We start from the raw sequence: 18432 nt of genomic DNA, 5'->3' as shown, positions 1-18432 counted from the left end.
TCCCCGGCAACCCGCGCGGCGCCCCCATGCAAACCTACGTCTACAAATCCCTGCGCAAGCCCGACACCTACCTGTTCCTGCGCAAGCGGGACGATTTCACGCCGGTGCCGCCGCCGGTGCTGGCGCCGCTGGGGCAGCTGGTGTTCGTGCTCGAGTTCGCCCTGGTCGAAGGCCGCCGCCTGGCGCAGAGCGACCCGGCGGTGGTGCGCGCCAACCTGGAGGCGCACGGCTTCCACCTGCAGTTCCCGCCCACCGTGCTGGACCCGATGGTCGATGGCTGAAGCCGCCCGCCCGTGGTCGGCCTGGGCCTGGCTGGCGCTGGGCCTGGTGCTCGCCGCCGCGCTGCTGCTGGCGCACCCCGCCGCCGTCGTCGGTGCCTGGCTGGCGCAGCCGGCGCTGGCACTGGGCCTGTCGCGCCTGCGCGGGCTGCGCCCGGCCCTGCCCGCGCCCTTGCTGCAGCGCGACTTCATCGCCCTGGCCGTGCTCTGGGGCCTGGGCGGCGTGCTGCTTGTGCTCGCCGCTGGCTGGCCGCTGGCGGCCCTGCTGGAAACCGGCAGCCTGGCCGCGGCCCTGGGCCTGGGCACGCTGTCGGGCATCGCCCTGCTGGTGCTGTGGCGCGCCTGGCCAGCCTTTGGCCAGGCCGGGCGCACCGGCGGCAGCCTGGCGGCACTGGCCGCGCAGGTGGGCAACGGCGGCAGCGCCGACGCCGGGCGCGGCTTCGTGGTGGCGGTCGCGGTGTTCGTGGTGCAGGCCGGCGCGCTCGCGCTGGCCTGGCCGGGCCTGGTGGCGCCGGCGCTGCGGCCGGCGCTGGTGGCCGTGTTCGCGCTGGGCTCGGTGCTGGCGCATGCCGTGGTGCAGCGTTTCGGCACCGAACCGCCGGCACCCGACCGCGTGCCGGCGAACCTGCCGATCATCGGCGATGACGACGACACCGACGCGCCGGCGCCCGTCGAGGCCAGCGACCCGGATGCGCGCCTCTACGCCGCCACCCGCGCCGGCCGCATCGAAGCCGCGCTCGCCGCGCTCGAGGATGGCGCCGACCCGGAAGCCCTGCCGGACGCCAACGACCGCGACCAGCGCAGCCTGCCCATGCTCGCCGCCCTGCTCGGCGACCTGCGCCTGCTGCGCCAGCTGATCGCCCGCGGCGTCGACCTCAACGCCGAGCACGCCGGCCTCACGCCGCTGCTCGCCGCCACCCGCGACAGCTGGCACGGCCGCCCCGAGGCGGTGATGACCCTGCTGGCCAACGGCGCCGACGCGCGCCACGCCGACGCCGAGGGCAACACCGCCCTGCACCACGCCGCGCGCAGCACCGACCCTGGCGTGGCCGCGCTGCTGCTCGACGCCGGCGCGGTGCTCGAGGCGCTCAACGCCGAAGGCTTCAGCCCGCTGGGCGTGGCCTGCGCCTGCGGCAACTGGCGGCTGGCGCGTTTCCTGATCGAACGCGGCGCCAAGCCCGAGCCCAAGGGCGGCCAGCCGGCCCTGCTGGCCGCCGCCGCCGGCGACGACGACCCGGCCGGCGTGCAGCTGCTGCTGCGCCACAAGGCGCGCGTGGACGCCCGCGGCCAGCGCCAGCGCAGCGCCCTGCACGTGGCCTGCGCCGCCGGCCACGTGGACATCGTCGGCTGCCTGCTCGACGCCGGTGCCGACCGCAACGCCCGCGACGAAGACGGCCTGACGCCGCTGCTCGAGGCCGCGCGCAACGGCCAGGGCGCCGTGCTCGCCCGCCTGGCGCAGGCGCGCCCGGACGTGGCCGCGGTGGACGCGCGCGGCCGCAACGCGCTCGTGCTGGCGGCGGAATCGGAAGCCGGCCCGGAGCTGGTGCGCCACCTGATCGCGATGGGCGTGGACCCGGAACAGCGCGACCAGGACGGCCGCCGCGCCATCGAACACGCGCTCGGCGCCGGCCGCTGGCCGCAGGTGGCCGTGCTCGACCCGACCTATCCGCTGCCCGCCAGCGTCGCCGAAGGCCTGGCCGGCGGCCACTTCGAGAAGAGCCCGCGCGAACTGCTGCGCGAAGCCCTGGTGGCCGACCGCATGGAATCGGCCGAGGCCATGCTGCGCCTGGGCGCCGGCCCGGATGCCGCCGGCATGGCCGCGCTGCTGCTCGAGTTCGCCGGCGAACCCGACCTGCCGCGCTTCGACTGGCTGCTGCGCCATGGCGCCAGCGCCGACACCTGGCTCGATGCCGACGGCACCGTGCTGGGCCACCTGCTCGACCGCGGCGGCCACGCCAGCGCGGCGCTGCAGCGCCTGCTCGAGCGCGCCCAGCCGGTGGGCGGCCGCGGTGGCCTGGCGCGCTGGCTGCAGGCCTGCCTGGACGGCGAACACGTCACCCGCGGCCACGAACAGCTGGCGCTGTGCCTGCTCGAGCGCGGCGCCGACGCCTTCGGCGGCGCGCCGAACGACCCGCCCTTGGGCCTGGCCATCCGCCTGGGCTGGCTGCGCCTGGCCGAAGCGCTGCTGGCGATGGGCGTGGACCCGAACGCCCGCGACGGCCGCGGCCACACGCCGCTGCACGCCGCCGCCGCGCTGGGCCGCGAAGGCGCGCTGCGCATCATGATCCGCCACGGCGCCTCGCCGGCGCTGTGCTCGCCCGACGGCCAGACGCCGCTGGGCCTGGCGCTCGCCGCCGACCGCCGCGAGCTGTCGCACTGGCTCGAATGGCGGCAGTGGCAGCTGCCGGGCCGCGCGCTGCAGCCCTCGGACCTGCCGGCCGCGGCCATGGCCGGCGACGACGAAGCCGTGCGCCGCCTGCTCGAACTCGGCCTGCCCGTGGACGCGGTGGACGCGCAGGGCTGCAGCGCCCTGCTGCGCGCCGCCGGCGGTGGCCACGAGGCCGTGGTGGCGCTGCTGCTGGCGCGCGGCGCCGACACCCGCATCGCCGCGCGCACCGGCGCCACGCCGCTGTCGGCGGCGATCAGCATGCGCCACGCCGGCGTGGTCGACCAGCTGCTGCGCGCCGGCGCCGAGCCCGACCTGCCGCTGCCTGGCCAGGTCACGCCGCTGATGCTGGCGGCCGCGCTGGGCCAGCCCGAACTCATCTCGCGCCTGCTCGCGCACGGCGCCAACCCCGAGGCGCGCGACGCCCAGGGCCTGGCGCCGCTGCACTGCGCGGCGCTGCACGCCTTCTCCTCGCGCGACCGCCAGCGCGTGCTGGCGCTGGTGGACGTGCTGCTGCTGGCCGACGTGGAGCCCGATTCGCCCAGCGCCGCCGGCCAGACGCCGCTGCTGTTGCTGCTGGGCGCGCGCGCCGAGCCCGGCACCGCCTGCGACGAAGACGTGCTGCTGGCCGCCCTCGACCGCCTGCTGGGCGAAGGCGTTTCGCTGGAAGCGCACGACGCGCGCGGCCTCACGCCGCTGCACCTGGCGGCCCTGCACGGGCTGCCGCGCGTGGTGCAGCGCCTGCTGCGCGAGGGCGCCGACCGCCAGGCGCGCGACACGCTGGGCCGCACCCCGCACGACCTGGCGGTGCTGCGCGGCTTCGTCGACGTGGCGGCGGAATTCGAACCGGCCCGGGGCACCGGCACGCCCTCGCTCGCGCGGTTCCTGCGCGAACCGGCCGCGGGCGACGAAGGCGGCCCCAAGCGCCCGCGCTGATCAGCGCGGCGGCTGGCCTTCGCCCGTGTCTTCGCCTTCGCCCGGCTCGGGCGTGGTGTCGGCCTCGAACAGGGTTTCCAGGTCGCGCAGCGCCTCGTGCGAGGAAGCCACCAGCGCGGCCTCGTCGTCGTACACCAGGTGCTGGCGGCGCAGCAGCGCCTCGTCGTGCTGGCGGAAGCGGTCGGTGTTGCGCGCGGCTTCGTCGGGCGGCACGCCCAGCGCCTCCATCACCTTGCGGCCCATGGCCAGGCTGGAGTGGAAGGTTTCGCGGGTCACGTCCACGTCCATGTCCATCAGCTTGAAGGCGTGCTGGCGGTTGCGGGCGCGGGCGTACACCTTCAGGTGCGGGTACATGCGCTTGACCAGGCGCGCGGTGCGCACGTTGGCGTCGGGGTCGTCGGTGGTGAGCACGAACACCTCGGCGCGCTCGGCGTGCGCGGCGCGCAGCAGCTCCGGCCGGGCCGGGTCGCCGAAGTAGATCTTGTTGCCGAAGCGGCGCGAGAAATCCACCTGCTCGGCGCTGTTCTCCAGCGCGGTGAACGGGATCTTCTGCGCGCGCAGCATGCGGCCGACGATCTGCCCGACGCGGCCGAAGCCGGCGATGATGACCCGCGGGTGCTCGTGGTCGATGGGGTCGGGGGCGCGCGCGGCCGCCACTTCCGGGTGCTCGCGCAGCCAGCGCGCCACCGCCATCATCGCCAGCGGCGTGGCGGCCATGGACAGGCCGATCACCACGAACAGCTTGTCGCGCATGGCGGCGTCGAACAGACCGGCCTTGAGCGCCTCGGCGAACACCACGAAGCCGAACTCGCCGCCCATCGCCAGCACCGCGCCCAGCATCAGCGCGCTGCGCAGCGGCAGCCCGCCGGCGAAGCGGCCCACGGCCACCAGGATGAGGGTCTTGGCCAGCAGCAGCGCCAGCACGCCGCCGGCGATCAGCGCCGGTTCGTCGGCGATGACGTTGAGGTCGATGCTCATGCCGATGGCGATGAAGAACAGCCCCAGGAACAGGCCCTTGAACGGTTCGATGTGCGACTCGAGCTCGTGCCGGAACTCCGACTCGGCCAGCAGCACGCCGGCCAGGAAGGCACCCAGGCCCATCGACAGGCCGGCCTTCTGCATCAGCCAGGCGTTGCCCACCACCACCAGCAGCGCGCTGGCGGTGAACACTTCCACCGACTTCGCCCGCGCCACCACCCGCAGCAGGTGCCGCAGCAGGAATCGCCCGCCGACCACCACGGCCAGGATGGCCGCCACCGCCGTCACCACCGAGTCGAGCGGCGGCACGGAGCGCTCCAGCGCCTTGGCGGCGCCCAGCAGCGGGATGGCCGCCAGCAGCGGGATGGCCACCAGGTCCTGGAACAGCAGGATGGCGAAGGCCACGCGCCCGTGGTCGCTGGCGAGCTCCTTGCGTTCGGCCAGCAGCTGCAGGCCCACCGCGGTGGACGAGAGCGCCAGGCCCATGCCGATCACGAACGGCGCCTTCCAGCTGTCGGCCACCAGGGTGCAGGCCAGGCCGATGGCCAGCGCCGACAGCAGCACCTGCAGGCCGCCGGTGCCGAACACCTGCCGGCGCATCACCCACAGCCGCGGCGGGCTGAGCTCGAGGCCGATGATGAAGAGCAGCATCACCACGCCGAATTCGGACGCGGCCAGCACGTCCTCGGGGTCGGGCACCAGCTTCAGGCCGTCGGGACCGATGGCGACGCCGGCGGCCAGGTAGCCCAGGATCGCGCCCAGGCCCAGCCGCCGGAACAGCGGCACCGCCACCACCGCGGCGACCAGGAAGACGAGGATGATGCCGAGGTAGCCGCCATTTCCGTGCATTGGCCGATTATGCGCCGCGCAAACGTGGCATTGAACGGGGGTGGCGCCGGTGTTCTACTCCCGCGGTGCCCGGGGGGGAGGGAAGACATGCGTCTGGTTGGATGGCTGTGCGCGTTGTTGCTCGTTCCGGGCCTGGCCCAGGCGGGCGAGCCCGCGCGCTTCACCGCGCAACTCGAGGGGGAACTGGTCATCGGCCCGCAGGGGCAGGTGCTGGAAGTGGCGTTCAAGGACGCCGGCTGGCTGGGCGACGACGTGCGCCGCGGCTACGAGGCCAAGGTGCGCGAGTGGAAGTTCGCGCCGGTGCTCGTGCAGGGCCAGCCCATCAGCGCCCGCGGCCGCATGCGCCTGGACCTGGTGGCCGAACGCGACGACCAGGCGCGCACCGCCCAGTTCGCCATCCAGCGCGCCGTGTTCCTGGACCCGGAAACCTACCGCGGGCCGGACAAGGCGCCCAGCCTGCGCGCACCGCTGTACCCGCGCGACGCGGCGCTGACCGGCGTGGGGGCGCTGGTGGTCGTGGCGGCGCGGGTGGACGCCCACGGCAAGCCCACGGACGCCGCCACCGAATACCTGCACCTCACCGGGCCCGACCCGGGCGCGCAGGGCCGGCGCTTCGCCGGCCAGTTCCAGCGCGCCACCCTGGCCACCATCAAGTACTGGACCATCAAGGGCGTGGAGCCCGGCGAGTTGGTGCGCATCCCGGTGCGCTACATCGCCCCCGGGCAGTCGCGCGAGGAGCGGCGCTGGACCCGCGTGCGGCCGGTGCCGGTGGAAGTGCCGGCCTGGGTGGTCGCGGCCGCGGCGGCGCACGCGCCGGTGGAACTGGCCGACTCCGGCGAACGCGGCTCGGCCCGGCTGCGCCTGCTCACGCCGCTGGGCGGCCCCGCCGACTGAACCACCCCGCGGGCGGGAAACGAAAACGCCGGCCAGTGGCCGGCGTTTCCATTTGAAGCGCGAGGCGGGCCTCAGCGCTTCATCGAGCTGAAGAACTCGTCGTTGGACTTGGTGTTCTTCATCTTGTCGAGCAGGAACTCCATGGCCGCCAGCTCGTCCATCGGGTGCAGCAGCTTCCGCAGGATCCAGATCTTCTGCAGCATGTCCGGCTCGATCAGCAGCTCCTCGCGGCGGGTGCCGGAGCGGTTGATGTTGATGGCCGGGTAGACGCGCTTCTCGGCGATGCGGCGGTCGAGGTGCACTTCGCTGTTGCCGGTGCCCTTGAACTCCTCGTAGATCACCTCGTCCATCTTCGAGCCGGTTTCCACCAGCGCGGTGGCGATGATGGTCAGGCTGCCGCCCTCCTCGACGTTGCGGGCCGCGCCGAAGAAGCGCTTCGGGCGGTGCAGCGCGTTGGCGTCCACGCCGCCGGTGAGCACCTTGCCGGAGCTGGGCACCACGGTGTTGTAGGCGCGGGCCAGGCGGGTGATCGAGTCGAGCATGATCACCACGTCCTTCTTGTGCTCGACCAGGCGCTTGGCGCGCTCGATCACCATCTCGGCCACCTGCACGTGGCGCGCGGCCGGCTCGTCGAAGGTGGAGCTGATGACCTCGCCGCGCACGGTGCGCTGCATCTCGGTCACTTCCTCCGGGCGCTCGTCGATGAGCAGCACGATCAGGTGCACGTCCGGGTGGTTGTGGATGATGGCCTGGGCGACGTTCTGCATCAGCATGGTCTTGCCGGCCTTGGGCGGCGAGACGATGAGGGCGCGCTGGCCCTTGCCGAGCGGCGACATCAGGTCCATCACGCGGCCGGTGATGTCCTCCGACGAGCCGTTGCCGCGCTCGAGGCGGAAGCGCTCGCGCGGGAACAGCGGCGTGAGGTTCTCGAACAGCACCTTGCCCTTCGACGCCTCCGGCGGCTCGCCGTTGATGGTGTCGACGATGTTGAGCGCGACGTAGCGCTCGCCGTCCTTCGGGCTGCGGATGCGGCCGGCGATGTGGTCGCCGGTGCGCAGGTTGAAGCGGCGGATCTGGCTGGGCGAGATGTACACGTCGTCCGGGCCGGCCAGGTAGCTGGCGTCGTCCGAGCGCAGGAAGCCATAGCCGTCGGGCAGGATTTCCAGCACGCCGTCGCCGGCCACGCCGGCGGGGTGGCGGGTGAGCACCTTGAGCAGGGCGAAGGTGACGTCCTGCTTGCGCATGCGGGCGACGCCCTCATGCAGGTTCAGCTTGTCGGCGATCTCGAGCAGCTTGTGCGCCGGCATGCGCTTGAGGTCGTTGAGGCTGTAGGTCGGGAAGTCCGGCGGCAGCTGGGGCAGCGGGCGGTCGTTGCGCTCGCCGCCGCCGTTGCCCCCGCCATTGCCCTCGTCCTCGCCTTCGCCGCGCGGACGGTCGCGGTCGCGGAAGCGGTCGCGCTTGTCGCGGAAGCGGTCGCGGCGGTTGCGCCGGCCTTCGCGGAAGCCGCCCTCGCGGTTGGCGTCGTCGCCACCCTCGCGCTGGCCGCCGCCTTCCTGGCCGCCGCCCTGGCCCTGCTCGCCGCCACCCTGGCGCTCGCCGCCGCCGTGGGCGGGGGCTTCGGCCGGGGCGCGCTCGGGCGCGGGGGCGGACACGGGCGCGGGCGCCGGGGCGCTGGCTACGGCATCGTTGTTGGGGTTGGCGGCACGCGGCTTGCGCGGACGCTTCTCGGCGCTGGCGCCGGAGTCGGTTTCGTTTTCGGACACAGGATTCACCTCGCGAACGCGAGCGTGGGGGAGGAAGGGGGTACTGCAGAAGATCGGCGCCAGGGGCGCCCGAATGCTTCACAAACTAACACCGGCGGGGGCGGCACGACAAGCCGCCGCCCCGCGAGGGCCCCGGGCTGGCCGGGGCCGGGGGCGCTCAGAGCGCCTTGTCGACGAACTGCGCGAGCTGGGCCTTGCCCACCGCGCCGACCTGGGTGGCGTGCACCTTGCCGTCCTTGAACAGCATCAGGGTTGGGATGCCGCGCACGGCGTACTGGCGCGGGACCATCGGGTTGTGGTCGATGTTGAGCTTCACCACCTTGACCTTGCCGGCGTAGGTGCCGGCCAGCTCGTCGACCATCGGGCCGATCATCTTGCAGGGGCCGCACCACTCGGCCCAGAAATCCACCAGCACCGGGGTATCGGACTTGAGCACCTGGGCTTCGAAGTCGGTATCACCCACATGGAGCACCTGGTCGCTCATGCGTCAAACTCCTGATTTGCTTGGGGTCGCGGCCGGTCCCGGCCGTCCTTGGGTTAAACTGGGGCGTTCAAGACGTTAATTCAACCGCCCCTGGCGGCCCCGGGTTGAGGGCAGTTTGCGACCCACCGGGCTGGCCGCGCAAGCGCAGAGACGCGCACCCAGAGAGTCCCATGTCCGATAAACCGCTGACCGATATCGCTTTTTCCAACTTCGAGCTGCATCCGGCGCTCCAGGCGGGCCTCGAGGCCGCCGGCTTCACCCGCTGCACCCCCATCCAGGCCCTGACCCTGCCGATCGCCCTCGCCGGGCGCGACGTGGCCGGCCAGGCCCAGACCGGCACCGGCAAGACCCTGGCCTTCCTGGTGGCGCTGATGAACCGGCTGCTGACCCGCCCGGCCCTGGCCGAGCGCAAGCCCGAGGACCCGCGCGCCCTCATCCTGGCGCCCACCCGCGAGCTGGCCATCCAGATCCACAAGGACGCCGTGAAGTTCGGCTCCGACCTGGGCCTGCGCTTCGCCCTGGTCTACGGCGGCGTCGACTACGACAAGCAGCGCGAGCTGCTGCAGCAGGGCGTGGACGTGATCATCGCCACCCCGGGCCGCCTGATCGACTACGTCAAGCAGCACAAGGTCGTCTCCCTGCACGCCTGCGAGATCTGCGTGCTCGACGAGGCCGACCGCATGTTCGACCTCGGCTTCATCAAGGACATCCGCTTCCTGCTTCGGCGCATGCCGATCCGCACCGAGCGCCAGACCCTGCTGTTCAGCGCCACCCTCAGCCAGCGCGTGCTGGAGCTGGCCTACGAGCACATGAACGACCCCGAGAAGCTCGTGGTCGAGACCGAGTTCATCACCGCGGCCAAGGTGCGCCAGAAGGTCTACTTCCCCTCCGACGAGGAGAAGATCCCGCTGCTGATCGGCCTGCTGACCCGCAGCGAGGGCCACCGCACCATGGTGTTCGTGAACACCAAGGTGTGGGTGGAGCGCGTGGCCAAGGCGCTCGAGCGCGCCGGCTTCCGCGTCGGCGTGCTGTCCGGCGACGTGCCGCAGAAGAAGCGCGAAACCCTGCTGGCGCGCTTCCAGAAGGGCCAGCTCGACATCCTGGTGGCCACCGACGTGGCCGCGCGCGGCCTGCACATCGACGGCGTGTCGCACGTCTACAACTACGACCTGCCGTTCGACGCCGAGGACTACGTGCACCGCATCGGCCGCACCGCGCGCCTGGGCGCCGAGGGCGACGCCATCAGCTTCGCCTGCGAGCGCTATGCGATGAGCCTGCCGGACATCGAGGCCTACATCGAGCAGAAGCTGCCGGTGGCCCAGATCGACAAGGAGCTGCTGGTGCCGGTGCCGCGCGCGCCGCGCGAAAAGGTCGAGGGCGAGGAGGAGGGTGAGAGCGTCACCGCCATCTTCCGCGAGGTCCGCGAGGCCAAGGCCGCCGAGGACGAGCGCCGCGGCGGTGGCCGTTCCGGCGGTCGCGGGGGGCGCGAGGGTGGTCGCTCCGGCGGCGGGCGCGGCGAACGCGGCCCGCGCAGCGGTTCGGGCTCCGGTCCGCGCCGCGAGCGCGCGCCGGAAGCCGCGGGCGAGGCCGTGGACGCAGCGGCCCCGGCCGCCGAGCGTCCGGCCCAGCGCCCGGCGCCGTCGTCGCCGATGCAGGCCGACCCGAACGCGCCGGCCCGCAAGCGCCGCCGTCGTCGCCGTGGCCGCCCGGTGGGCGAAGCCGGCGCCGAGGCCGCCGCGCCGCGCGCCGAGGGTGGCCGCAAGAAGGCCGAACCGGCGCCCGCGCCGGCCGAGAAGCCGTCGCTGCTCGGCCGCATCAAGGCCGGCCTGAAGTCCCTGGTCAAGCGCACGCCGCCCGGCAAGCACTGATCACGATGCGCCGGCGCCGCCGGCGCGTCTGCTAGATTGCGCGGGACTTCCCCCACCGTCGCCGGCATGGCCCTGCTCCGCTTCGACAACGTTTCCAAGACCTACCCGGGCAGCCCGCCGGCGCTGAGCGACGTGAGCTTCGCGGTGGAGGAGGGCGAGATGCTCTTCGTCACCGGCCACTCCGGCGCCGGCAAGTCCACCCTGCTGCGCCTGGTGCACCTGTCCGAGCGGCCCAGCCGCGGCACCGTGCTGGTGAACGAGCGCAACCTGGCCAAGGTGCGCGGTCGCAAGGTGCCGCTGCACCGGCGCCAGGTGGGCGTGGTGTTCCAGGACCACCGCCTGCTGACCGACCGCAGCGTGTTCGAGAACGTGGCGCTGCCGCTGCTGATCGCCGGCACGCCGCGCGCCGAGGTGGGCAAGCGCGTGCGCGCCGTGCTCGACAAGGTCGGCCTGGCCGAACGCGAACGTTCGCTGCCGCTGCAGCTGTCCACCGGCGAACAGCAGCGCGTGGGCATCGCCCGCGCCATCGTCGCCCAGCCGCAGCTGCTGGTGGCCGACGAACCCACCGGCAACCTCGACCCGCAGCTGGCCGCCGAGATCATGCAGCTCTTCGCCTCGCTGCCGGCGCTGGGCACCACCGTGGTCATCGCCAGCCACGACCTGGCCCTGGTCAAGCGCATGCGCCGCCGCGTGCTGGTGCTCGACCACGGCAAGCTGGTGGACGACATTTCGCCCGAGGACCTGGCGGCATGAGCAAGGTCGAGACCCGGCCCCGGTCCGCCGCCGCCGAACGCGTCAAGGCCGGCGGCCCCGGCAGCCGCCTGCGCGCCTGGCGCGAGCAGCACCTGTATTCGCTGGTTTCCAGCCTGGGCCGCCTGCTGCAGCGCCCGGTGGCCACCGGCCTCACCATCGGCGTGATGGCGGTGGCCATCGCCCTGCCGCTGGGGCTGGCGCTGGCGCTGGGCAACCTCGAGCGCTTCTCCGGCAGCGTGAGCGAATCGCGCGAGATCGGCGTCTTCCTCAAGGCCGAGGTGGCCGAAGGCCGTCCCGCGGCCCTGGCCGAAGAGCTGCGCGCCCGCCCCGACGTGGCCGGCGTCACCGTGCGCACACCCGAGGAAGGCCTGGAGGAATTCCGCGCCATGAGCGACCTCGCCGGCGCGCTCGACGTGCTCGAGGACAACCCGCTGCCCTACGTGCTGGTGGTGCAGCCGGCCGCCGGCGACGACGGCAATGCCCTGGCCGAGGCCCTGCGTGCCCTGCCCGAGGCCGACGTGGTGCAGCACGACGCCGCCTGGCGCCAGCGCCTGTCGGCCTGGCTGGCCTTCGGCGAGCGCGTGGTGCAGGTGGTGGCGGTGCTGCTGGGCCTGGGCGTGCTGCTGGTGGTGGGCAACACGGTGCGCCTGGACATCGGCGCGCGCAGCGAGGAGATCGCCGTGCTGCAGCACCTGGGCGCCACCGACGGCTTCGTTCGCCGGCCCTTCCTCTACCTGGGCGCCTGGTACGGGCTGGCCGCGGGCCTGCTGGCCCTGGCCCTGCTGCTGGTCGCGGGCCTGCTGCTGCAGGGCCGGCTGAGCGCCCTGGTGGCCAGCTACGGCAGTGAATTCGCGCTCTCCGGCCCCGGCTGGCGCGGCACCCTGGCCCTGCTGGCCGGCGCCGCCGCCATGGGGTGGCTGGGCGCATGGCTCGCAACCGGGCATCATCTGCGCAGGACCCGTCCTACGGACGTGTGACATGAACAGCCCAGCCTTCCGAAGCTTCGACACCCCCAACCCGCGAATCATGGTCGTGGACGGCTCCAAGGTCGTCCGCAAGATGATCGAGGGCGTGCTGCGCCAGCAGCTGCCCGACATGGAGTTCGTCGGCTGCGAAACCGGCGAGGAGGCCAAGGCCGCCCTGCAGGCCGGCGCCGTGAACCTGGTCACCATGGCCCTGCGCCTGCCCGACATGGACGGCCTGGACCTGGCGCGCTACCTGCGCGAGCACACCCCGCAGGCCTACATCCCCATCATCGTGGTCTCGGGCGACGTGCAGGAGCGCCTCGAGAGCCGCTCGATCAGCGACGACGTCACCGACTACTTCGACAAGGCGCTGGGCTTCAACGCCCTGGCCGCCTTCATCAAGGGCTACGTGGCGCCGGAATCGGAAGCGGGCGGCGAGGTGCTCTACGTCGAGGACAGCCGCGTCGTGGCCATGGCCACCCGCCGCATGCTCGAGAAGCACGGCCTCACGGTCACCCACGCCACCGGCGTGGAAGACGCCATCGCCCACCTCGAAACCGCACGCGCCCAAGGCAAGGTGCCCGGCCCCGACGTGGTGCTCACCGACGTGTATTTGAAGGGCGAACTCACCGGCAAGGACCTGCTCAAGTCCATCCGCGACGAGTTCGGCTACGCCAAGGGCCTGCTGCCCGTGCTGGTGATGACCGGCGACGCCAACCCGGCCAACCAGAGCGACCTGCTGCGCGCCGGCGCCAACGACCTGGTGCAGAAGCCCATCGAAGAGCGCCTGCTGGTCACCAAGCTGCTGTTCCAGCTGCGCGTCGGCCGGCTGCTGCGCGCCAAGCTCGGCAAGTAAGCGGTGTCGGAAAAGGGCCGCATCCGGCTCGAGCCGTCGTGGAAGGCGCGCGTCGGCGACTACCTGCAGCGCCCGGACATGCAGGAACTCTCGGCCTTCCTGCGTAGGGAAAAGGCGGCCGGCAAGCGCATCTTCCCGCCCGGCCCGCGCATCTTCTCGGCGCTCGACGCCACGCCCTTCGACCAGGTGAAGGTGGTGGTGCTGGGCCAGGACCCTTACCACGGCGCCGGCCAGGCCCATGGCCTGTGTTTCTCGGTGCTGCCGGGCGTGCCGGTGCCGCCCTCGCTGCTCAACATCTTCAAGGAGATCCAGGGCGACCTGGGCATCCCGCCCCCGGACCACGGCTGCCTGTTGCCCTGGGCCCGGCAGGGCGTGCTGCTGCTCAACGCGGTGCTGACGGTCGAGGAAGGCCGGGCCGGCTCGCACCAGGGCAAGGGCTGGGAGGGCTTCACCGACGCCATCGTCCAGGCCCTGGACCGGGAGAAGGAAGGCCTGGTCTTCCTGCTCTGGGGCAGCTACGCCCAGGCCAAGGGCAAGCTGGTGGACGCCCGCCGGCACTGCGTGCTGCGCGCCCCGCACCCCTCGCCGCTGTCGGCGCACCGGGGTTTCCTGGGCTGCGGCCACTTCGGCAAGGCCAACCGCTGGCTGCAGGGCGGCGGCAAGACGCCCATCCAGTGGGCCCTGCCGCCCCGGGCCGAGGTCGAGGCCATGCTGGCCGGCGGCTGAGGGCGCCCGCCAGCGGGCTCAGGGCGCGGCGTGTCCTTCCGCGGAATGGCCGTCGTCGTCGATCCAGTAGGCATGTGCGTCCAGCAGCAGCCGCGCCGTCGCGCCGCAGGCCGCGGCGCGCGCTTCCACTTCGGCCATCGCGGCCTCGCGTTCGCGCCGGCGGGCCGCCAGCAAAGGCGCCAGGGCGACGCCGCCGAGCTCGCGGCCCTTCACCAGGCGCGCGGTTTCCTGGCGCTGTGCGTCCAGGCTTTCCTTCGCCAGCGTCCAGGCCGCGGCCAGGGCCTCGGCGCGGGCCGCCAGGGCCTGCGCGTGGCGGCCCACCTCGATGCGCACCGCATCGGCGTCGGCCTCGGCCGCCATGGCCTGGCCGGCCGCCTCCGCCGCCACGGCGCGCCGTGCGCCGGTGCCCAGCGGCACGCTGAAGAACACGCCCAGCGCCGTTTCGTCCCCGCCCCGCTCCGACAGGGCGCGCACGCCGACCGTGGGGTTGGCGCGGCGGTCAAGGCGGGCACGCTCGGCGCGGCTTGCCTCGAGTTCCGCCCGGCCCCGGGCCAGCGTGATTTCATGGCTGACCGCGACGACCCGCTCGCCCCAATGGCCCCAACCGGGTTCGGGCATGGCCGGCGCGGCCACGGGTGCCGGCTGCGCCGGCAGCGGCAGGCCGGGGTAGCGCGCCTGCAGCGTGATCCGCGCCTCCTGCGCGCGGACTTCCGCCAGCCGCTCCTCGCGGCGGGCGGCGGCGGCGGCGGCGAGGGCGGCATCGTGCTCGACCAGCGCGGCGTCGCCGCCCTGCAGTCGCGCGGCGACGGCCTCGAGGTCGGCGTCGGCGTCGGCCACGGCCGCCGCCGCCACGCGGCGCAGCTCTTCGGCGGCCAGCCATTCCAGCCACGTCTCGAGCAGGCCGATCGCCGCCATGTGGCGGGCGTCCGCCAGCAGGTCGTCGCCGACCGATTCTTCGGTGTCGGCGATCCGGCGGTCGACGGTGGCCTTGCCGGGCAGGCGCAGTTCGCGCTGCAGGCTGGCTTCCCATTCGTTGAACCGGCCCTGGGCGCCGGCGTCGCGGTCCAGCCACTGGCCACCGGCGATCCATTCGTGGGTGCCGCGGCGGCGGCCGGAGGCACGCGCGAGCGCGGCCTCGCGTTCGCCCTGCGCGCGGCGCACGCCGGGGTCGGCATCGATCGCGGCGACCGCCAGGGGCGTATCAGGAAGCGTGCCTGCCAGCGCGGCCGGCAACTCGGCGGCGCGCGCCAGCGGCGCGCCCGCGATGGCCAGGGCCAGGAGCAGCGGGCTCAGGCGGGCTTTCATTCGACGATCCTCCCGAATTCGATGATCGGACTCATCCAGTAGGCGATTTCCGGCGACGGCAGGCGCGTGCGCAGGCCTTCGACCAAGCGGCGCGCGCTGTCTTTGGGCAACACCGCCAGCAGCAGCGCGCGCTCCGCGCGCCCGCTCACCTGTTCCTGCACCGAAGCGCGGGCGAAACCGTGGCCGTGGCCCTCGGCGTGCAGCGTGGTGAAGCCGGCGAGGTCGGGGTCCATTTCCAGCAGGTCGGCCAGCAACTGGCGCTCGGCCGGTCGGGGATAGGCCAGCGTCAGCTGGACCAGCGGGTTGTCGTTCATGGCGTGGTCCTCGAGCGGGCCTGGCCGAAGCGCAGGTAGAGCAGTGGCAGCAGCAGGAGCGTCAGCGGCGTCGCGGTGGCCAGGCCACCCACCACGACGATGGCGAGCGGGCGCTGGATCTCCGAGCCGGGGCCCGAGGCCAGCAGCAGGGGCACCAGGCCCAGCGCGGTGATCGAGGCGGTCATCAGCACGGGGCGCAGGCGCCTGCGCGCGCCCTCGACCACCACGCGGTCCATCGGCAGCCCGCGCGCCAGCAGGTCGTTGAAGTGGCCCACCATCACCGTGCCGTTGAGCACCGCGATGCCGAGCAGGGCGATGAAGCCCACCGACGCGGGCACCGAGACGTACTCGCCGACCAGCCACAGCGCCAGCACCCCGCCGACGAGCGCGAACGGAATGTTGGCCAGCACCAGCAGCGCCTGGCGCGCGCTGCCCAGGCTGGTGAACAGCACCACGAAGATCAGCGACAGCGCCACCGGTACCACCAGCGCCAGCCGGGCCGAAGCGCGCTGCTGGTTTTCGAACTGGCCGCCCCAGCCCAGCGAGTAGCCGGGTGGCAGCGGCACGCCGTCGGCCACCGCCTGCCGCGCTTCCTCGACGAAGCCCACCAGGTCGCGGCCGGACACGTTCGCCTGCACCAGCGCGTAGCGCGAGCCGCTTTCACGATCCACCTTCACGGGCCCATCCACGCGGCGGACGCGGGCGACGTCGCCGATGCGCACCTGGCCGCCCAGCGGCGACACCAGCGGCAGGTCGGCGAAACGCGCCGGGTCGGTGCGCAGGGCCTCGTCGCCGCGCACCACCAGCGGGATGCGCCGGCTGCCTTCGACCACCACGCCCACGGCCACGCCCTCGACCTGCGCGCGCAGCTCCTGCTGCAACCGCGCCACGTCGAAGCCGTGCCGGCCGGCGGCGAGCCGGTCCACCTCGATCTCCAGGTACTGCACGCCTTCGTTGGTGAGCCGGTAGACGTCCTCCGCGCCGGGCACGGCGCGCACGCGCGCCTCGACGGCGGCCGACAGCGCCTCCAGCTCCGCCAGGTCCGGGCCGAAGACCTTGATGGCGATGTCGCCGCGCGCGCCGGTCAGCATTTCCGACACGCGCATCTCGATCGGCTGGGTGAAGGCGTAGGCGGTGCCGGGGAAGCGGTCGAGCACCTGGCGCAGCTGCTCCACCAGCCAGGCCTTGTCGGGCTGCCGCCATTCTTCCTTGGGCGCCAGCACCAGGAAACTGTCGGTCTGGTTCAGGCCCATCGGGTCGAAGCCGAGTTCGTCGGCGCCGGCCCGCGCGATGATGCTGCGCACCTCGGGGACTTCGGCAAGGATGGCGTCCTGCACCGCCAGGTCGACCGCGGCGCTGGCGTCGAGGTTCGCCGAGGGCAGTTTCTCAAGCTGGATCAGGATCGCTCCCTCGTCCATGGTCGGCATGAAGGTCTTGCCGATGCCGCCCCAGGCCAGGGCCGCCAGGGCGAGCGCGGCCACCGCGGCGGCCATCGCCAGTCGCGGCCGCGCCAGCGCGGCGTCGAGCGCCGGCGCGTAGATGGCATTGAGGCGGCGCATCAGCCAGGGTTCGTGGTGCGAGCCGTCCCGGAGCAGCCAGGACGCCAGCACCGGAATCACCGTGAGGGAGAGCAGCAGCGACGCGCCGAGCGCGAACACGATGGTCAGCGCCACCGGCCCGAACATGCGCCCCTCCAGGCCCTGCAGCGTCAGCAGCGGCGTGAACACCAGGGCGATGATCAGGATGCCCGAAGCCACCGGCGACGCCACTTCCGCAGCCGCGCGCCACACCCGGTGCAGGCGCGGGATGCCGTCGCCCTTGCGGGCGCCGGCGAGCTGTTCGACGGTGTTCTCCACTACCACGACCGACGCGTCCACCAGCATGCCGATGGCGATCGCCAGGCCGCCCAGGCTCATCAGGTTTGCGCTGAGGCCGGCGAAGCGCATCACCAGGAAGGTGCCCAGCACCGCCAGCGGCAGCGTCACCGCCACCACCAGCGCCGCGCGCACGTCGCCCAGGAACAGCAGCAGCAGGATCACCACCAGCACGGTGGCCTCGAGCAGCGCGCTGGTGACGGTGCCGGTGGCGCGCGTGATCAGGTCGCTGCGGTCGTAGAAGGGCGAAATGACCATGCCGGGCGGCAGGCTCGGCTGCAGCAGCGCCAGCCGCTCCTTGACGCCGCGCACCACCGCCGAGGCATCGGCGCCGCGCAGGCCCACGACCAGGCCCTGCACGGCTTCGCCGGTGCCGTCCCGGGTGACCACGCCATAGCGCGTGAGCGAGCCGTCGCGCACCTGGGCGATGTCGCCCACGCGCAGTGCCTGGCCTTCGCGCACGGCCACCACGGTGGCGCCGATGTCGGTGCCGTCGCGCATCGCGCCGGTGGCGCGCACCACCAGCGACTCCTCGCCTTCGTCCAGGCGGCCGGCGCCGTCGTTGCCGTTGTTGGCTTCCAGCGCGCCGCGCAGGCTGGCCAGGTCCAGGCCCGCGGCGGCCATCGCGGCGCGGTCGGGCACCACTTCCCAGGTGCGCACGCGGCCGCCCAGCGCGTTGACGTCGGCGACGCCGGGCACGGTGCGCAGCGCGGGGCGGATCACCCAGTCCAGCACCTCGCGGCGCTCGGCCAGCGTGTAGCCCTCGCCGTCCACGGTGAACATGTACATGTCCGAGAGCGGCGTGGCGATGGGCGCCAGGCCGCCGTCGATGCCCTCGGGCAGGTCGCCCGAGACGGCCGCCAGGCGTTCGGCCACCTGCTGGCGGGCCCAGTAGATGTCGGTGCCCTGCTCGAAATCGAGCGTGAGGTCGGCCAGCGCGTACTTGGCGGAAGCACGCAGCATCACCTGGCGCGGAATGCCCAGCAGCTCCATTTCAAGCGGCACGACCACGCGCTGCTCGACTTCCTCCGGCGTCATGCCCGGTGCCTTGAGGATGAGTTTGACCTGGGTCGGGGCGATGTCCGGGAAGGCGTCGATGGGGAGCGTGCGCCAGGCGACGTAGCCGGCGACGGCGAGCGCCGCGGTGGCCAGCGCGACCAGCAGGCGCTGGGCCAGCGACCAGGCGACGAGGCGGGCGAGCAT

General features: G+C 73.3%; 14 protein-coding genes. 8 read left to right on the top strand and 6 right to left on the bottom strand.

The genetic code is table 11. From position 1 onward, the window contains the following. Window positions 1-26 precede the first annotated feature (26 nt). Both ACE3Q2_RS05515 and ACE3Q2_RS05510 read left to right on the top strand, forming a co-directional pair. Window positions 27-281: a YcgL domain-containing protein gene (locus tag ACE3Q2_RS05515; RefSeq protein WP_374473314.1), complete on the top strand. Its 255-nt coding sequence runs from the start codon at window positions 27-29 to the stop codon at window positions 279-281. After that, window positions 274-3600, top strand: a complete 3327-nt coding sequence (locus ACE3Q2_RS05510; RefSeq protein ID WP_374473313.1) for an ankyrin repeat domain-containing protein — start codon at window positions 274-276, stop codon at window positions 3598-3600. The genes ACE3Q2_RS05515 and ACE3Q2_RS05510 overlap by 8 nt, the downstream gene beginning before the upstream one ends. Here the strand turns inward: ACE3Q2_RS05510 and ACE3Q2_RS05505 are convergent, their stop codons facing one another. Continuing rightward, window positions 3601-5427: a monovalent cation:proton antiporter-2 (CPA2) family protein gene (locus ACE3Q2_RS05505; protein ID WP_374473312.1), complete on the bottom strand. Its 1827-nt coding sequence runs from the start codon at window positions 5425-5427 to the stop codon at window positions 3601-3603. 87 nt (window positions 5428-5514) lie between these two features. Between ACE3Q2_RS05505 and ACE3Q2_RS05500 the strand changes: the two genes are divergently transcribed. After that, window positions 5515-6321, top strand: coding sequence for a hypothetical protein (locus ACE3Q2_RS05500; protein WP_374473311.1), 807 nt, complete (start codon window positions 5515-5517; stop codon window positions 6319-6321). Between the two features lie 71 nt (window positions 6322-6392). Here ACE3Q2_RS05500 and rho read toward each other — a convergent pair whose 3' ends face one another. Continuing rightward, window positions 6393-8084, bottom strand: coding sequence for a transcription termination factor Rho (gene rho, locus ACE3Q2_RS05495; protein ID WP_374473310.1), 1692 nt, complete (start codon window positions 8082-8084; stop codon window positions 6393-6395). Between the two features lie 157 nt (window positions 8085-8241). Next, window positions 8242-8568 carry a thioredoxin TrxA gene (trxA, locus tag ACE3Q2_RS05490; protein ID WP_374473309.1) on the bottom strand — a complete coding sequence of 109 codons (327 nt, stop codon included), beginning with the start codon at window positions 8566-8568 and terminating at the stop codon, window positions 8242-8244. A gap of 170 nt (window positions 8569-8738) precedes the next feature. Between trxA and rhlB the strand changes: the two genes are divergently transcribed. The 5 genes from rhlB to ung all read left to right on the top strand — a co-directional run bounded on the left by rhlB (window position 8739) and on the right by ung (window position 13736). Continuing rightward, window positions 8739-10436, top strand: a complete 1698-nt coding sequence (rhlB, locus tag ACE3Q2_RS05485) for an ATP-dependent RNA helicase RhlB (protein WP_374473308.1) — start codon at window positions 8739-8741, stop codon at window positions 10434-10436. A gap of 66 nt (window positions 10437-10502) precedes the next feature. Further along, a complete protein-coding gene (gene ftsE, locus ACE3Q2_RS05480) occupies window positions 10503-11189 on the top strand; it encodes a cell division ATP-binding protein FtsE (RefSeq protein WP_374473307.1) in 687 nt (228 codons plus the stop codon). Then, window positions 11186-12166, top strand: a complete 981-nt coding sequence (gene ftsX, locus ACE3Q2_RS05475; RefSeq protein WP_231697863.1) for a permease-like cell division protein FtsX — start codon at window positions 11186-11188, stop codon at window positions 12164-12166. Before ftsE ends, ftsX begins: the two co-directional genes overlap by 4 nt. 1 nt (window position 12167) lies before the next feature. Beyond that, entirely contained in the window at window positions 12168-13010 is an 843-nt protein-coding gene (locus ACE3Q2_RS05470) for a response regulator (protein WP_231697862.1), read from the top strand. A gap of 3 nt (window positions 13011-13013) precedes the next feature. Then, a complete protein-coding gene (ung, locus tag ACE3Q2_RS05465) occupies window positions 13014-13736 on the top strand; it encodes a uracil-DNA glycosylase (protein ID WP_374473306.1) in 723 nt (240 codons plus the stop codon). 18 nt (window positions 13737-13754) lie between these two features. Here the strand turns inward: ung and ACE3Q2_RS05460 are convergent, their stop codons facing one another. From ACE3Q2_RS05460 to ACE3Q2_RS05450, 3 genes are read right to left on the bottom strand one after another with little or no spacing between them, the layout of a single operon-like run. Beyond that, entirely contained in the window at window positions 13755-15041 is a 1287-nt protein-coding gene (locus tag ACE3Q2_RS05460; RefSeq protein ID WP_231697861.1) for a TolC family protein, read from the bottom strand. Next, window positions 15038-15355 (bottom strand): DUF3240 family protein, encoded by a 318-nt coding sequence (locus ACE3Q2_RS05455; RefSeq protein ID WP_231697860.1) that lies wholly within the window; start codon window positions 15353-15355, stop codon window positions 15038-15040. Before ACE3Q2_RS05455 ends, ACE3Q2_RS05460 begins: the two co-directional genes overlap by 4 nt. Then, entirely contained in the window at window positions 15352-18432 is a 3081-nt protein-coding gene (locus ACE3Q2_RS05450) for an efflux RND transporter permease subunit (RefSeq protein WP_374473305.1), read from the bottom strand. Before ACE3Q2_RS05450 ends, ACE3Q2_RS05455 begins: the two co-directional genes overlap by 4 nt.

It is taken from the genome of Arenimonas sp. (genome assembly GCF_041913985.1).
In the GTDB taxonomy this organism is placed as follows: domain Bacteria; phylum Pseudomonadota; class Gammaproteobacteria; order Xanthomonadales; family Xanthomonadaceae; genus Arenimonas.
This window is presented reverse-complemented; position numbering and strand designations above follow the sequence as displayed.

What these genes read in the sequence shown, in the direction of transcription:
- ACE3Q2_RS05450 (WP_374473305.1), bottom strand. Translation starts at nt 18,432, where the DNA reads ATGCTCGCCCGCCTCGTCGCCTGGTCGCTGGCCCAGCGCCTGCTGGTC.
- ACE3Q2_RS05470 (WP_231697862.1), top strand. Translation starts at nt 12,168, where the DNA reads ATGAACAGCCCAGCCTTCCGAAGCTTCGACACCCCCAACCCGCGAATC.
- ACE3Q2_RS05455 (WP_231697860.1), bottom strand. Translation starts at nt 15,355, where the DNA reads ATGAACGACAACCCGCTGGTCCAGCTGACGCTGGCCTATCCCCGACCG.
- ftsX (WP_231697863.1), top strand. Translation starts at nt 11,186, where the DNA reads ATGAGCAAGGTCGAGACCCGGCCCCGGTCCGCCGCCGCCGAACGCGTC.
- ACE3Q2_RS05505 (WP_374473312.1), bottom strand. Translation starts at nt 5,427, where the DNA reads ATGCACGGAAATGGCGGCTACCTCGGCATCATCCTCGTCTTCCTGGTC.
- rhlB (WP_374473308.1), top strand. Translation starts at nt 8,739, where the DNA reads ATGTCCGATAAACCGCTGACCGATATCGCTTTTTCCAACTTCGAGCTG.
- trxA (WP_374473309.1), bottom strand. Translation starts at nt 8,568, where the DNA reads ATGAGCGACCAGGTGCTCCATGTGGGTGATACCGACTTCGAAGCCCAG.
- ACE3Q2_RS05515 (WP_374473314.1), top strand. Translation starts at nt 27, where the DNA reads ATGCAAACCTACGTCTACAAATCCCTGCGCAAGCCCGACACCTACCTG.
- ACE3Q2_RS05500 (WP_374473311.1), top strand. Translation starts at nt 5,515, where the DNA reads ATGCGTCTGGTTGGATGGCTGTGCGCGTTGTTGCTCGTTCCGGGCCTG.
- ACE3Q2_RS05460 (WP_231697861.1), bottom strand. Translation starts at nt 15,041, where the DNA reads ATGAAAGCCCGCCTGAGCCCGCTGCTCCTGGCCCTGGCCATCGCGGGC.
- ACE3Q2_RS05510 (WP_374473313.1), top strand. Translation starts at nt 274, where the DNA reads ATGGCTGAAGCCGCCCGCCCGTGGTCGGCCTGGGCCTGGCTGGCGCTG.
- ftsE (WP_374473307.1), top strand. Translation starts at nt 10,503, where the DNA reads ATGGCCCTGCTCCGCTTCGACAACGTTTCCAAGACCTACCCGGGCAGC.